This window comes from Virgibacillus alimentarius (assembly GCF_000709085.1).
GTDB lineage: Bacteria > Bacillota > Bacilli > Bacillales > Amphibacillaceae > Virgibacillus_B > Virgibacillus_B alimentarius.
In genome coordinates, this window is sequence record NZ_JFBD01000104.1 from 1 (window position 1) to 13,491 (window position 13,491).

Annotated in this window: 18 protein-coding genes; 10 read left to right on the forward strand and 8 right to left on the reverse strand. The window is 34.5% G+C overall.

Annotated features, from left to right (window positions below; translation table 11 throughout):
• The coding region (locus tag GZ63_RS0114515) for an aminoacetone oxidase family FAD-binding enzyme (protein WP_029270795.1) at window positions 1–545 on the reverse strand (545 nt) is incomplete at its 3' end.
• A gap of 190 nt (window positions 546–735) precedes the next feature.
• Here GZ63_RS0114515 and GZ63_RS0114520 point away from each other — a divergent pair.
• The 5 genes from GZ63_RS0114520 (at window position 736) to GZ63_RS0114540 (ending at window position 5,508) form a co-directional block, all read left to right on the forward strand.
• A complete protein-coding gene (locus GZ63_RS0114520) occupies window positions 736–2,355 on the forward strand; it encodes a putative polysaccharide biosynthesis protein (RefSeq protein ID WP_029270797.1) in 1,620 nt (539 codons plus the stop codon).
• Window positions 2,356–2,375: 20 nt separating this feature from the next.
• The gene (locus GZ63_RS0114525; protein ID WP_029270799.1) at window positions 2,376–3,092 is read left to right on the forward strand and encodes a pseudouridine synthase; all 717 of its coding nucleotides are present in this window, start codon (window positions 2,376–2,378) and stop codon (window positions 3,090–3,092) included.
• A gap of 9 nt (window positions 3,093–3,101) precedes the next feature.
• Entirely contained in the window at window positions 3,102–3,689 is a 588-nt protein-coding gene (thpR, locus tag GZ63_RS0114530; protein ID WP_226374443.1) for an RNA 2',3'-cyclic phosphodiesterase, read from the forward strand.
• Entirely contained in the window at window positions 3,658–4,608 is a 951-nt protein-coding gene (locus GZ63_RS0114535; protein ID WP_029270804.1) for an NERD domain-containing protein, read from the forward strand. The genes thpR and GZ63_RS0114535 overlap by 32 nt, the downstream gene beginning before the upstream one ends.
• Window positions 4,609–4,689: 81 nt before the next feature.
• Window positions 4,690–5,508: a phosphotransferase family protein gene (locus GZ63_RS0114540; RefSeq protein WP_029270806.1), complete on the forward strand. Its 819-nt coding sequence runs from the start codon at window positions 4,690–4,692 to the stop codon at window positions 5,506–5,508.
• On the opposite strand, the gene GZ63_RS0114545 is transcribed toward GZ63_RS0114540, so the two are convergent.
• On the reverse strand, window positions 5,495–5,782 hold the full coding sequence (locus GZ63_RS0114545) for a YtzH-like family protein (RefSeq protein WP_029270808.1): 288 nt from the start codon (window positions 5,780–5,782) through the stop codon (window positions 5,495–5,497). The genes GZ63_RS0114540 and GZ63_RS0114545 overlap by 14 nt on opposite strands.
• A 78-nt stretch (window positions 5,783–5,860) precedes the next feature.
• Here GZ63_RS0114545 and trmB point away from each other — a divergent pair, with 78 nt between their 5' ends.
• Both trmB and GZ63_RS0114560 read left to right on the forward strand, forming a co-directional pair.
• Window positions 5,861–6,517, forward strand: coding sequence for a tRNA (guanosine(46)-N7)-methyltransferase TrmB (trmB, locus tag GZ63_RS0114550; protein WP_029270810.1), 657 nt, complete (start codon window positions 5,861–5,863; stop codon window positions 6,515–6,517).
• A 152-nt stretch (window positions 6,518–6,669) separates the two neighbouring features.
• Window positions 6,670–6,921, forward strand: a complete 252-nt coding sequence (locus GZ63_RS0114560; protein WP_029270812.1) for a hypothetical protein — start codon at window positions 6,670–6,672, stop codon at window positions 6,919–6,921.
• Between the two features lie 711 nt (window positions 6,922–7,632).
• Here the strand turns inward: GZ63_RS0114560 and GZ63_RS18630 are convergent.
• The 5 genes from GZ63_RS18630 to GZ63_RS0114590 all read right to left on the reverse strand — a co-directional run bounded on the left by GZ63_RS18630 (window position 7,633) and on the right by GZ63_RS0114590 (window position 10,018).
• Window positions 7,633–7,767: a hypothetical protein gene (locus tag GZ63_RS18630; protein ID WP_264175936.1), complete on the reverse strand. Its 135-nt coding sequence runs from the start codon at window positions 7,765–7,767 to the stop codon at window positions 7,633–7,635.
• 22 nt (window positions 7,768–7,789) lie between these two features.
• A complete protein-coding gene (locus tag GZ63_RS18500; RefSeq protein ID WP_226374445.1) occupies window positions 7,790–8,320 on the reverse strand; it encodes a methyltransferase domain-containing protein in 531 nt (176 codons plus the stop codon).
• Between the two features lie 84 nt (window positions 8,321–8,404).
• The gene (locus GZ63_RS18505) at window positions 8,405–8,707 is read right to left on the reverse strand and encodes a methyltransferase domain-containing protein (protein ID WP_226374447.1); all 303 of its coding nucleotides are present in this window, start codon (window positions 8,705–8,707) and stop codon (window positions 8,405–8,407) included.
• A gap of 18 nt (window positions 8,708–8,725) precedes the next feature.
• Window positions 8,726–9,610 carry a permease gene (locus GZ63_RS0114585; protein WP_029270814.1) on the reverse strand — a complete coding sequence of 295 codons (885 nt, stop codon included), beginning with the start codon at window positions 9,608–9,610 and terminating at the stop codon, window positions 8,726–8,728.
• A gap of 87 nt (window positions 9,611–9,697) precedes the next feature.
• Entirely contained in the window at window positions 9,698–10,018 is a 321-nt protein-coding gene (locus GZ63_RS0114590; RefSeq protein ID WP_029270816.1) for an ArsR/SmtB family transcription factor, read from the reverse strand.
• Between the two features lie 211 nt (window positions 10,019–10,229).
• Here GZ63_RS0114590 and GZ63_RS0114595 point away from each other — a divergent pair, with 211 nt between their 5' ends.
• Window positions 10,230–10,721 carry a transposase gene (locus tag GZ63_RS0114595; protein ID WP_226374448.1) on the forward strand — a complete coding sequence of 164 codons (492 nt, stop codon included), beginning with the start codon at window positions 10,230–10,232 and terminating at the stop codon, window positions 10,719–10,721.
• A 234-nt stretch (window positions 10,722–10,955) separates the two neighbouring features.
• On the forward strand, window positions 10,956–11,810 hold the full coding sequence (locus GZ63_RS0114600; protein WP_029270820.1) for a YtnP family quorum-quenching lactonase: 855 nt from the start codon (window positions 10,956–10,958) through the stop codon (window positions 11,808–11,810).
• Window positions 11,811–11,875: 65 nt separating this feature from the next.
• Here the strand turns inward: GZ63_RS0114600 and GZ63_RS0114605 are convergent, their stop codons facing one another.
• Window positions 11,876–12,193 (reverse strand): PepSY domain-containing protein, encoded by a 318-nt coding sequence (locus tag GZ63_RS0114605; RefSeq protein ID WP_029270822.1) that lies wholly within the window; start codon window positions 12,191–12,193, stop codon window positions 11,876–11,878.
• Window positions 12,194–12,400: 207 nt separating this feature from the next.
• Here GZ63_RS0114605 and GZ63_RS0114610 point away from each other — a divergent pair, with 207 nt between their 5' ends.
• A complete protein-coding gene (locus GZ63_RS0114610; RefSeq protein ID WP_029270824.1) occupies window positions 12,401–13,468 on the forward strand; it encodes a M42 family metallopeptidase in 1,068 nt (355 codons plus the stop codon).
• Window positions 13,469–13,491: the final 23 nt, after the last annotated feature.

Below are 13,491 nucleotides of genomic sequence, written 5' to 3' on the forward strand. Positions count from 1 at the left end.
TTTTTTGCCCAAGCATAGCCATCTCCAGTTGAGCCTGTATGGGGTACTGCTTTTCCGCCAACAGCAATTACAATCGCTTTTGCGTTTATGTGTTCCTGACTTTTTAAAATAACTGTATGTATATCATTCCCATAATGAATCGCTTTAACAGGTGTATTCATCCGTACGTCAACATTGAGCTCGTGAAGTTTATTTATTAATGTGTTAACAACTGTCTTTGCGGAGTTCGATACTGGAAACATTCGCCCGTGGTCTTCTTCTTTTAATTCAACACCCATATTCTCAAAAAAGTCTATAATATCATAGTTATTAAATTCGGAAAAAGCACTGTATAAAAATTTTCCATTTCCCGGTATATTTTTAATCACTTCATTTTGTGGAAGCCTGTTTGTCACATTACAGCGGCCACCACCTGATATTGCTAATTTGGTTCCCAACTTTTTCCCTTTTTCTAATAACAATGTGTTTGCCCCGTTTTCTGCAGCTGCTATAGCAGCCATTAATCCCGAAGGACCTCCACCAATAATAATAACATCGTATAACAATTTATCCCTCATTCCTTTCTTTCGTATCTTAACATGATAGAAAAAACGGCTCAATTTTTTTGAAATCTTTTTGACATTTATTTAAATCCTGTTCCATTATTAAGTATTGTAATAGAACCGTTATCCGTAAACTGTTATTATGTGATAAAATAGCGAAGATGGTAATATAATTTTAAACGCAGGTGAAATCATGTCGAATATTATTAGAGGAACGATGTTGCTCACAGGAGCCACGTTTTTATCAAAAATTTTAGGAATGATCTATGTTATTCCATTTAATGCACTAGTTGGAGATACAGGAGGAACATTGTTTAATTTTGCGTACACTCCATACAATATTTTAATTAGTATTTCCACAGTGGGTGTACCTTTAGCAGTTTCGAAATTTGTGTCGAAGTATAACTCCTTAGGCGATTATGAAACGGGAATGAAAATGTTTAGAGCTGGAATAGCGCTCATGAGTATAACTGGGTTATTAGCATTTCTCGGTTTGTTTTTTAGTGCCGAATTTTTGGCAGGAAAGATGATTACAAATGAATATGAGAATGGTATATCCGTTGCAGACGTTACAATGGTTATTCGTATGGTTAGCTTTGCCTTACTAATCATACCTGCAATGAGTATTATTCGTGGTTTTTTCCAAGGGTATCAATCGATGGGACCAACAGCAGTATCCCAGGTTGTTGAACAAATAGTACGGATTGCTTTTCTTCTTGTAGCAACGTTTTTAGTTATAAAAGTATATGGCGGAACGATCGCTACAGCAGTTGGATTTGCTACATTTGCCGCTTTTGTAGGAGCTTTGGCATCTTGTGCTGTCCTACTGGTGTATTGGAAAAAACGTAAAGGAAATATAAAAAAACAATTAGAGCAGCAAAATTATGTTAATGATATAACTACAAAGGATTTATTTATTGAACTTTTTTACTATGCCGGTCCATTTGTTATCGTGGGATTAGCAACCCCATTGTACCAATTAGTGGACCAATTTACCTTTGAAAGAGCAATGGCCGCAATTAACCAAGGGGATATATGGGAAGTACCATATGCGGCAATTAACTTTTATGGACATAAATTAGTAATTATACCAGTTACAATTGCAACAGGGTTATCATTAGCTATTATTCCCGCTTTAACTAGAACATTTACACAAAACGACCGGCCACTGCTAATTCAGCAAATTAATCAGGCATTACAGATTATTTTAGTGCTTGTTATTCCGGCAGTGGTTGGCTTAGCAAGTCTATCTGAAGTTGCTTATGGATCATTATTTGGTTTGAATCATATTCAAATAACAGGTCCTCTGTTAGCTTGGTATGCACCTGTAGCATTATTATTTGCCTTGTTTACAGTTTCAGCTGCAATATTACAGGGGATTAATCAGCAAAAGTTTGCAGTGGTTAGTTTATCAGCTGGTTTATTAATTAAGATATTATTTAATATACAACTTATCCATACATTTGGTGCGAAAGGGGCAATTTTTGGAACAGCTTTAGCAGTAGGAACAGCGGTAACACTTAATTTGTGGCGTGTCTATGTGTCCATTAATTTTTCATATAAACAAACCTATAAACTTACTCTTTTAATAGCAATTTTTTCTCTTATTATGCTTTTGGTTATTTGGGGTATAAAAGCTTTACTGGGAATCTATTTACCTTATGAAGAAAATCGGATTTCAGCTATTATTGTACTCACTGCCGGAGTTAGTATTGGTGGATTGGTTTACTTATTCTTAGGGTACAAATCAACATTATTAGAACGGGTATTAGGAGATCGTGTACGGATATTAGACCGTGTATTTCGTAAATGAAAATAAAAGGTGGTGGTAGTATGCGCCTTGATAAGTTACTCGCAAATATGGGCGTTGGGAGCAGAAAAGAGGTAAAGAGTTTATTAAAGAAGAAACAAGTCACAGTGAATCATTCAATCACAAAGGATGGAAGTATACATGTTGATCCCAATGTTGATTTAGTCAAAGTGAATAATTCTGTCATTCATTATCAAAAATATACGTATATCATGATGAATAAACCACCAGGATATATTTCAGCAACCGAAGATAAAAAAGACAAAACGGTGATTGATCTTTTGCCAGATCATCTTAGGCATTTTAAACCTTTTCCAGTAGGAAGGTTAGATAAAGATACAGAAGGGCTTTTACTGCTTACAAATGATGGAGAGTTAGCACATCAACTTACTTCACCGAAGAAAGATATTGAAAAAAAATATTATGCAAAAATAAAGGGAAGAGTAACACATACAGATGTCGAAAATTTTCTCAGCGGCGTTACATTGGATGATGGGTATCATACAAAGCCCGCGAAGTTAGACATCATTAAATCGGGTCATATATCAGAAGTAGAAATTATCATTACAGAAGGAAAATATCATCAAGTAAAGCGCATGTTTGAATCTGTAAATAAAAAAGTTATTTATTTACAGCGGATGGAAATGGGAGAACTTTCCTTGGATACGTCATTAGCTGTTGGGGCATTTCGAGAATTGAATCATGCTGAATTATATTATTGTCTATCACTTAAAAAATGAGGGATATTAGTGGCAACTCATTATTTTATAGCAATACCGCTTTCATTATCGTTAAAAGATTATTTTTCAACTTGGCAGGAGGAGCTATATAAAACAGCACCTTTTAAGCACTGGCCAAATAAGTATGACTTGCATATAACACTAAAATTTTTAGGGCCTGTAAAAGATGAACAGTTGTCTCGTTTACAAAAAGAGCTAAAGCAAATAGAGACCTTTAAACAATTTAAAACGTATGCTGGTGGATCCATTGGAGTATTTGGAAATCCTGTAAAACCACGGGTACTATGGGCTGGCGTTAATTTAACGGATCCTTTGACGAAGCTGCATCAACAAGTTGAAGCATGTGCGCTAAATGCAGGTTTTTCTAGCGAATTTCGGGATTACCGGCCGCATATTACACTTGCTAAAAAGTGGAATGGTCAATCAGCGCGGGAATTAATGCAAATAATACGAGCCGAAAGCCATTATAAGAACCAACAATTGTTCAAGATTAATGAGATTGTAATTTATCAAATTTTTCCAAAGGACACACCTAAATATAAAATTGTTCAAAGGTTCCAATTAGATGGGGGTGAAGAAGATAGCTCAACTAATTAAATTAAGGGATTATATTTCCCGTTATGAACGGAATATCTATCGATACCCCAGCAGATATATTCGATTAAAACAGGACAACTGGAGAAAACTTCATCAGCAATGGATTGATGCACACTCAAACGATATGGAGGAGGCGCTCGATGTTCATGAAGATGTGGAGTCAACATTGTCTAAATGGATGTCTTGGTTCACTAATCGGAAAGTACATGAATTTGAGCAAAAAAAAGAAGAGATAATCTTACCTACTTCGGAAAAGGACCTCAAACGATATTTTCTAACTAAGCTGTTTCCCTTTCAATTAAAATGGGCATCTTCTACGGTTACAGAATTATCTGCTTTGGCAAAGAGATATTATAACGATAAGTTATTAATGTATTTTCTTCAACGTTTTCCGGATACATATTTCATCATGTACGACACTGTATTTAACATTAAAAAAGTACCTATAGATGGAGATATTATTTTTATAAGCCCAATAGGGATCGATGTCATTTATGTGTTAGAGCACGAATCACAAGCATCTATTGCAGCTAGTAATGAAAGAACGTGGATTATAAATCCTGAAGATAGTCCTGTTAAAATATTAAGCCCATTAATTACATTAAAGCGCACAGAACGAATAATAAAAAGTATTTTAAGCAAAAGTGAAATTAGTTTTCCGATTACAAAAATAGTCCTTTCCAGGACAAATCGTATAATAGATGCAAGTCATCCATATAACACGAAAATTATTGGAATAGATGAATATGAGGATTGGTTTCAAAAAAAAAGAAGTCTTGTATCACCATTAAAAAATCGTCAGTTGAAAGCAGCAGAAGTGTTATTAAAATATTGCCAAACTAATTCTGTCAAACGTGCGGAGTGGGATGAGGATATGAAAATCTGTACAATGAATAATGAAAGGATTACAAATGAATGATTTGTGGTCCTAGTTGTATTTTTTTAAAAAAAATATAAAATAGGAAGTTGCACTTCAAATTTAGACAGATATGGGGAATGCTTGGTGAACTGGTTTAAACAAGTACTTGGTAAAGAATGGGATATATTGCCAGCAGGGGGATTGACTGGCGATGCTTATGTTGCAGAAAAAGATAATCAGCGTCTTTTTCTTAAACGTAATTCTTCACCATTTTTAGCGGTATTATCTGCAGAAGGAATTGTTCCGAAGCTAGTTTGGACAAAACGAATGGAAAATGGTGACGTTATTACAGCGCAAGAATGGTTAGAGGGAAAAAAGCTCGAATCGAAGGATATGCAACACCTCCAAGTAGCTGATTTATTACGAAAAATTCACCATTCTTCTGAATTATTGCATATGCTTATGCGTTTAGGGAAGAAACCTGTATCATCGGAAGATAGTTTTAAAATAATCACACAACGTCTTCACGCTAATTGTCTAATACCGATGTATAAGGAAGTGAAAGTTGCACTTCATTATTTAGAACGTTTACTTCCTGTAACAAAAGCACAGAAGAAAGTTGTGTGTCATGGCGATTTAAATCACAATAATTTAATTTGGACCAAAGACAATCGTCTTTACCTAGTTGATTGGGATAATGCAATGATTGCTGATCCAATTACTGATTTTGGTATGGTTTTAAAATGGTATATCCCAAAAAAAGATTGGAATAAATGGTTAAACCAATATGGTGTAAAAAAAGACAAACAACTGATTGAACGTATGTATTGGTATTTAATATTAGATTCGCTGCATTATTTAAATTGGCATTATGAGCGTCACGAATCAATTAAAGTTATGGAACGTTTGCATGACTTACAATATCTTAATGATTATGTGGATCGCGTTATTTTAAATTAGTTTGCTGAATGGCACTAATCCAATTTACGATATTATTTTTATTTGATGAAATATGATCCGTTTGACTTGAAGCATTTTCTCCTTGTTGCCCATAATGATATATTTCTTGGAGGTATTGCAATAATTGTTCATCAGATATATGGTTATTATCCATGATAGCTTGAACGAGCCGTTTTAATTGCTGATGTTCAGCAATACTGGCTGAACGATTCAAATGGTGCTCATCTAATATATCGTGAAGCAGCGTTAATTGATTATTTACAGATAAAGTCATCCTCATCACCTCTATTCTAGTATGCAGCATTTTTATTAATCTATACAATATTTATTAGGCAAAGAGAGGGAATTTCTTATGCGTCAACGATATAAACCGTGGGCAAATGATTATATAAAAAATAATAGCCATCTGATCATACCAAATGCAAGTGATTATATCAGTAAATGGCGTACTTTATTTAATAATCAAAACCCCATTCACCTTGAGATTGGTACTGGAAAAGGTCAGTTTTTAGTAGGTATGGCTAAGCAATATCCTAATATAAATTTTATTGGTATTGAGCTGGAAAAGAGTGTCATCGTAGTAGCAGCTCAAAAAATGCAAGAAGCCAACCTAAAAAATGTTCTTTTGCTAAATGAAAATGCAATGGATGTTAGTAGCTTTTTTTCTGCCAATGAGATTTCAGGAATTTATTTAAATTTTTCTGACCCTTGGCCAAAAAATCGGCATGAAAAGAGAAGACTAACGTATCATACCTTCTTAGAGCAATATAAAGTGATTTTAAAACCGGGTAGTGAAGTGGTTTTAAAGACGGATAACCAAGGTTTATTTGAATATTCCTTAGTAAGTTTTTCTCAATTTGGTATGACTCTAGAAGAAGTCAATTTAAATCTTCATGAAATAAACGATTCACAAAATATAATGACAGAATATGAAGAAAAATTCGCTGCAAAAAGACAGGCGATCTATCGATGCAGAGCCGCTTTTTTTGACAGTGGTGCACAAGATTAAGTTTTATCAAATTAACAAAAGAAACCGTAATTGGTTTCTTTTTTTATTGGATCTTTTTCCTATTTCCTCTGTTAAACTAAAAATATGTTCATATACAATATATAGGGGCTTTTCTCCAGTAATTAGTTCTTTGGCAAAAAACAATACGCTATATGGGGGCTAGCACCCATACCCCCAGAGCTAAAAAGTCTTATAGCATCACAAAAACGATCATTAAACAATTACATGCAACAGATAGAAAATATCAAGGTTGGTCGGCCAGCAATCGGGGTCACAAAAAAAGTATCTTTGACGCTATCGGAAGAGAATGGGAATGGCTTGATGAACATGCAAAAGATAACCGATCAGCTTTTCTTCGGGAATTAGTTTCTAATGCCAGGGAAAGTCATGGTATTGTTAAATAAAACAAAATGGGAGTGGCGAAAATATGAGCAAAGAGGTCAGCAATAACGATATTTTACAAGCAATTACAGAATTAACTGAGCAAGTACAAAATCTTTCGGGAAAAATTGAACAAACAGAAGAAAGATTAACTAAAAAATAGAAAAGCTAGACGCTAAAGTTTCCGTGTTATCAGAAGGATTATTAGACACACAGGCTGAAGTAAAAGTATTAAAAAGTGCAAAGTAAAAGGGGCGATCCATCATGAAAACAACAATTGATGTAAAGGAATTGGAGAACTTTCTTTGGTACTTGCAGGACAACTCAGCAGACGTGTATGAAGACGAAACAAAAGCAGGCAGTTAAACGATTTTTAGAGGAAATAAAACGATAAATTGCTTTAAAATTGCTTTAAAAAGCCTTTAATTTACCACTTTTATACATTAAACCGATATAAATACACCGGCGCCCATTTCCAGCTCTCTTTTTCTTCGCTATCGCTGCGAAAACTTCTTGACCTCACGCCACCAACATCAGTGTCATGAGGTCAAGAAGATCGAGAGTGGGGGTTTTTGCCCAACTCCTCGAAAAAGTATATTTCAGAATAATTAAAAAGTTATCACCCGACACATCCGGACATTAAAGACACCCTATAGTTAAAAAAGGAAACATAAAAATTATGCTCCCTAATGAAATAGTGCGTTCATGCAAAGAAATTCTTAATCCGTATGCAATTAACAGCAGTTATTATTATTTTGTTCTTTCTTTGAATTAGATTCTTGCTTGTTCTCTTCAATTTGAACAGAGCAACATTCTTGTTGCTTAGGTTTTAATTTAGAAATTGCTTTTTTAAAGCTGTTTTTTTCCATTTTAACACCTCCTTTAAATAATTTAGCAATTACATGTTGGTGTACAACACTCATCATTGCTATCAACTTGACGATCATTCTCATCTAAAAACTCAAAGAGTTGAGCATAAGGTTCTTGTTGTAAAATGTTAAATGTTTTTTCACATACAAAAGTCCTTTCACCCCTTTGATACGTATGATCGTCGTCATCTTCAATGTGTTTAAAAGGCCCTTTGTATATAACGGATTGCCCTTTATCAATGCAAGGACCATCTTTCCCCTTACGTCCACTCCAAAGGTTTTCATCATTTCTCATTTCTTCTGGAACAACGATGTTAGATGAAATATCAGATATAACAGCTTTGCCACCATCTTTTAAAACCCGATATATTTCAATAAATAATTGTTCTTTTTCCTTCGTTGAAACAAGATTTAACACACAATTCGAAATGACTACATCGATACTGTTATCTTCAATCATTGGAAGTTTTTCTTCTAAGTAATTGATATGATCATTAATAGCATTAAAATCGTGTATATTAGTTGCTGGGTTGGCTTCTATATATTTGTTCAATTCATCTAAATTTAGTTTTAAATTTTGGATTTCACCTTTATAAAACGTAACGTTATCATAACCTAAAGTATCTATTATTTCTTGTTAATACTTTTTAGCAAGAGCAAGCATATTTTCATTCATATCCACGCCAATGACCGTTCCAGTCTGACCAACGATTTGTGAAACTATATAAGGAACTTTGCCACCGCCCGAACCTAAATCTAAAACAGTATCTCCCTCTTTGATTTTTCCTAAAGGATCACCGCAACCATAGTCCTTTTCTATAATTTCATCAGGAATTATCTTTAGATATTTGGTATCGTTTTCAACTGGACAACAAAGATTTTGTTCATGGTTAATTGCGGCACTACTATAACGGTTGATTACTGAAGATTCCGTACTCATTTAAATATCACCATACCTTTAAAATATTGAATTAATCAGAAGACCAGTTCCTGTAGCTACAATTAGAATAGTTGCAATGAATGCCACCAAAAATTTCTTTTTAAACAATTTGGATAACATAACGACTTCCGGAATACTTGCACCTGCACCACCGATAACTAATGCAATAACAGTTCCCATTGACATACCTTTTGAGACCAGTGCTTCCGCAATAGGTAACATCGTTTCAGGGCGAATATACATGGGAATCCCGATAACAGAAGCAATCATAACTGAAAATATACCATCACCACTAGCGTGTTTTGTAATGAAATCCGCCGGGATAAATCCGTAAATAAATGCTCCAATAAATACCCCTATAAATAAGTAGGGAAGCATTGGATAAAGAAATGCCCATGCATCATTCAGAGCTTGCTTCATTTTAGACCCTTGATTATTACTGAAGAAGCTATCTCCTTTAACCGTTACACCTTTATAGGTTTCTGCAAAATTAAGTCTTGAAAATACAAGCCCTGCTAAAATACTGAAAATACTTAGTACGATAAAATATACAAGTGCAATCTTCCAGCCCAAGAGTGCCCAAAGCATGAAAATCATAACCGGGTTCATTAATGGTGAAGCTATTAAAAAACTCATCGATGGACCAAATGGTACTTTTGAATTTAATAATCCGGCAAGGATAGGTATAGTTGAACAGGAACAAAACGGTGTAACGGCACCAAAGAATGTTCCTAGTATATAATTCACAGCTTTGTTTGGCCGGTTTAAGAATCGTTTAATTTTTTCCTCTGATACAACCTGTTGAATGAAGCTCACAATGAAACTAACGACAATAAATAAAGCGAGCAATTCAGCAGATAGCATAAGAAATGTTTTTATAAATTCTATAATGGAATCTGCCATTAGTATAACTTCTTCCCCCATAATTAATCAACTTTTTTTGATGAATTAATCAGTTTTTTTTGATTTAATAAGCATAGCAGATACCTGTTAAAAAATCTTACAACAAGTATCTTCAGATAAAACAACCTGTATTTGTTCTTCATTAATTCGGTAGTAATTCCAAGTGCCATGTTTTTCAGGTATAAGTATATTGGCATCAACTAATTTCTTCAGGTGATAAGAAAGCTTGGACTGTTGTAATTCTAATTTTTCTTCCAAATCACAGACACATAAATTCATATTTGGACTTTTACCGATTTCATTCATAATTTTAAGGCGAATTTTATCCGCTAAGGCATTGAACATCTTTTCATAAAAATCGAGTGCTGCGTCTTCATTTAATCCATTTACATTTTTTATAAGTTCCATTCTTTACCTCCGATTAATATATCAATTTTTTTTGATTAATTAACAGTATATTACCTGTCAAAAGAAAGTGCAACCTTAATGATCAAAAAAATGGATTATTACACAATAAATCAAGATGACTTACTCCGGGAATATAGCGAACTGATTTACAAAAGCCAAACAAATTCAAAAAGGTGCTTTAAATTCTTTTGGCATCACCGTTGGTTCAGATGTGTTCAAGTTACAAATTAAACTTCTATTAGAACAAATCAAGCTTATTGAAGAGCACTTAAAAACAATTGAGCAGACCATGATTGAAATCTCTAATCGCCAGACGCATTTTCTTACAACCATTACCGGTATAAGCGAAGTCACAGCGTGTGTCATATTAGGAGAAATTGGGTCTATTAGCCGATTTGAGCGCCCTGAACAACTCGTTGCCTTCGCTGGTTTGGATGCTTCAGTTCATCAATCTGGTGACTTTAACAGCAATCGAACACGGCTATCCAAACGTGGTTCACCTTATTTAAGGCGTGCATTGTGGCAAGCTGCTTTTGTCGCTAGTAATCATGATCCGGCACTTTCACTCCATTATCAAAAGTTACGTCAACGTGGTAAGGCTCATGGTACAGCAGTTGGGGCCGTTGCACGCAAGTTAACGCATATTATTTTCGCAATACTTAGGGATAACAAACCTTACGAACCAAGACCAACTCTTGAATAATAACCCTCTTTCCAATTTAAAAATACATAGTTGGAAAGCTTATTTGACATGCCTAATTTTAAATATCACCACTTTTCAAGAATAGCTAAATACTTTTTCATTCTTCTCTTGACTTTTTATAGCTGGTCTTTTTCATTAATTTTAATATAATTAGAACTTTAAATGATAGCGTTTGCAGAGTTTATTTGATTAAGCTAAACTGTTAGAAGAGGGAGAAAAGGAGAGATCAAACAAATGGAGACACTTCAAGTAGGACGAGCTGAATTAACGTGGTTAAGTGGGGGTGTTAATTTCCTTGATGGAGGAGCGATGTTTGGGGTTGTACCCAAACCACTATGGAGTAAAAAATATCCGCAAAATGAAAAGAATCAGGTAGAATTAAGAACGGATCCTATTTTACTACAAATTGACGAGAAAAATTTTATCATCGATTCTGGCATCGGGAATGATAAATTAACAAGCAAACAATTGCGAAACTTTGGTGTTATGGAAGAATCATCTATCGAACATTCCCTTAAAGAATTAGGGCTAAGTATAACCGATATTGACGGTGTTTTAATGACGCACTTGCATTTTGATCATGCATGTGGGCTAACAAAGAAAGTTGATAATACATATCATTCTGTTTTTAAAGATATCCCAATATATACATCAGAAATAGAATGGTATGAGATGAGGAACCCGAATATTAGATCTGTAAATACTTACTGGAAGATGAACTGGGAACCAATTCAAGATCAAGTTAAAACATTTAATAAGGAATTAGAACTGCTTGATGGCTTAAAAATGATTCATACAGGGGGGCATAGCGACGGTCATTCCATTATTATATTTGAAGACGGTGAGGAGACATTTATCCATATGGCCGATATTATGCCAACACATGCACATCAAAATAAATTATGGGCACTCGCTTATGATGATTATCCAGTTACCTCTGTGCATCAAAAGGAAAAGTGGATGGAGTTTGGTTATCAGAAACAAGCATGGTACACATTTTATCATGATGCCTATTATCGAGCAATTCAATTTGACGAAACTGGAAAAAAAATGAATGAATTAAGGCGAGTAAGATATACGTATAAATAAAAATAGCTGCTATTATTAGATTGAGCAGCTATTTTCTTTCTTGTATATGTTGCGTAGATTCATTTTTATGATGCCGTTGGGATAGAATCAATAATTGCGCCTGTTTCTACATCTACATAAAATTCAAACTGCTTGTTTTCGCCATCAATATTACGAGTGACACCACCACGATATGCATTATACATAAGCCCATTTTTTTCAATTTCTTCTGGTTTCATATAAATCCACGATCCACTAATTGGGCCAGCTTTCTTAAAGGCTTCTTTAGCTTGTTTTAAAGCCTTTTCAGGAGTTACTTTTTGATAATGATTCATTTGCTGATGTGCTATAAAACCTGCAGCAAATCCTAGGCCAGCGACAAATAAAATATTTCTTTTACTCATAATAATTTCACCTCTAACTTAATTTTTACATCGAGTATGCCTCAATCGAATATAGCTAGAATATGTACAATCTAGTATACGACTTAACTTTAAGTATAACTTAAAAAGCAAAAAAAGAAAATCTTTCATTATAAAAGTGTGTAGTGGAAAAAAGGAAACGGTTTCCGTTATACTATATAAAGAAATTATATAAAGGTAGGGAAACTAATGAATCAAAGTACGCTACAATTGTTTAAAACATTGACTGAATTACAAGGTGCACCTGGTAATGAGCATCTTGTGCGTAATTTTATGAAATCGGAATTAGAGAAATATGCAGATGAAATTATTCAAGATAATCTTGGCGGTGTTTTCGGTGTAAAAAAGGGAGAAGGGCCGAAAGTAATGGTCGCCGGTCACATGGATGAAGTAGGCTTTATGGTCAGCCAAATTACGGAAGAGGGAATGATTCGTTTTCAAACGTTAGGTGGATGGTGGAGTCAAGTCTTATTAGCCCAACGTGTTCAAATTATGACTGATAACGGACCGATTACAGGAGTGATTGGATCTATTCCGCCACATAACTTAACAGATGCACAACGTAAAAAACCAATGGAAATAAAAAATATGTTAATCGATATTGGAGCCGATAATCGAAGAGATGCGCAGAAGATCGGTGTAAAACCTGGACAGTCCATCGTACCGATATGTCCATTTACGCCGATGGCAAATGATAAAAAAATACTTGCCAAAGCATGGGATAATCGATATGGTTGTGGACTTTCCATAGAACTGTTAAAAGAATTGCAAAATAAAACAGTTCCAAATCAATTATATTCCGGTGCTACTGTCCAAGAAGAAGTAGGTTTGCGTGGTGCACAGGTAGCATCAAACATGATTAACCCAGATATTTTTTATGCGCTCGATGCTTCTCCTGCCAATGATATGTCAGGTGATAAAAAAGAATTTGGACAACTGGGGAAAGGGGCGTTGCTGCGAATTTTTGATCGTACAATGATTACACATCGGGGCATAAGAGAGTTTATTCTAGATACAGCTGAATCCAACCATATTCCATATCAATATTTCATTTCACAAGGCGGTACTGATGCAGGTCGAGTGCATTTATCTAATAATGGAGTTCCGTCTGCAGTAATTGGTATTTGCTCACGCTATATTCACACTGCCGCATCGATGATTCATGTAGATGACTATCAGGCAGCAAAAGAATTATTAATTAAACTTGTTGAAACTACTGATTCGAACACATTACAACAAATTAAGAACCTTCACTAAGGAATAGAATAATAGGACAATAG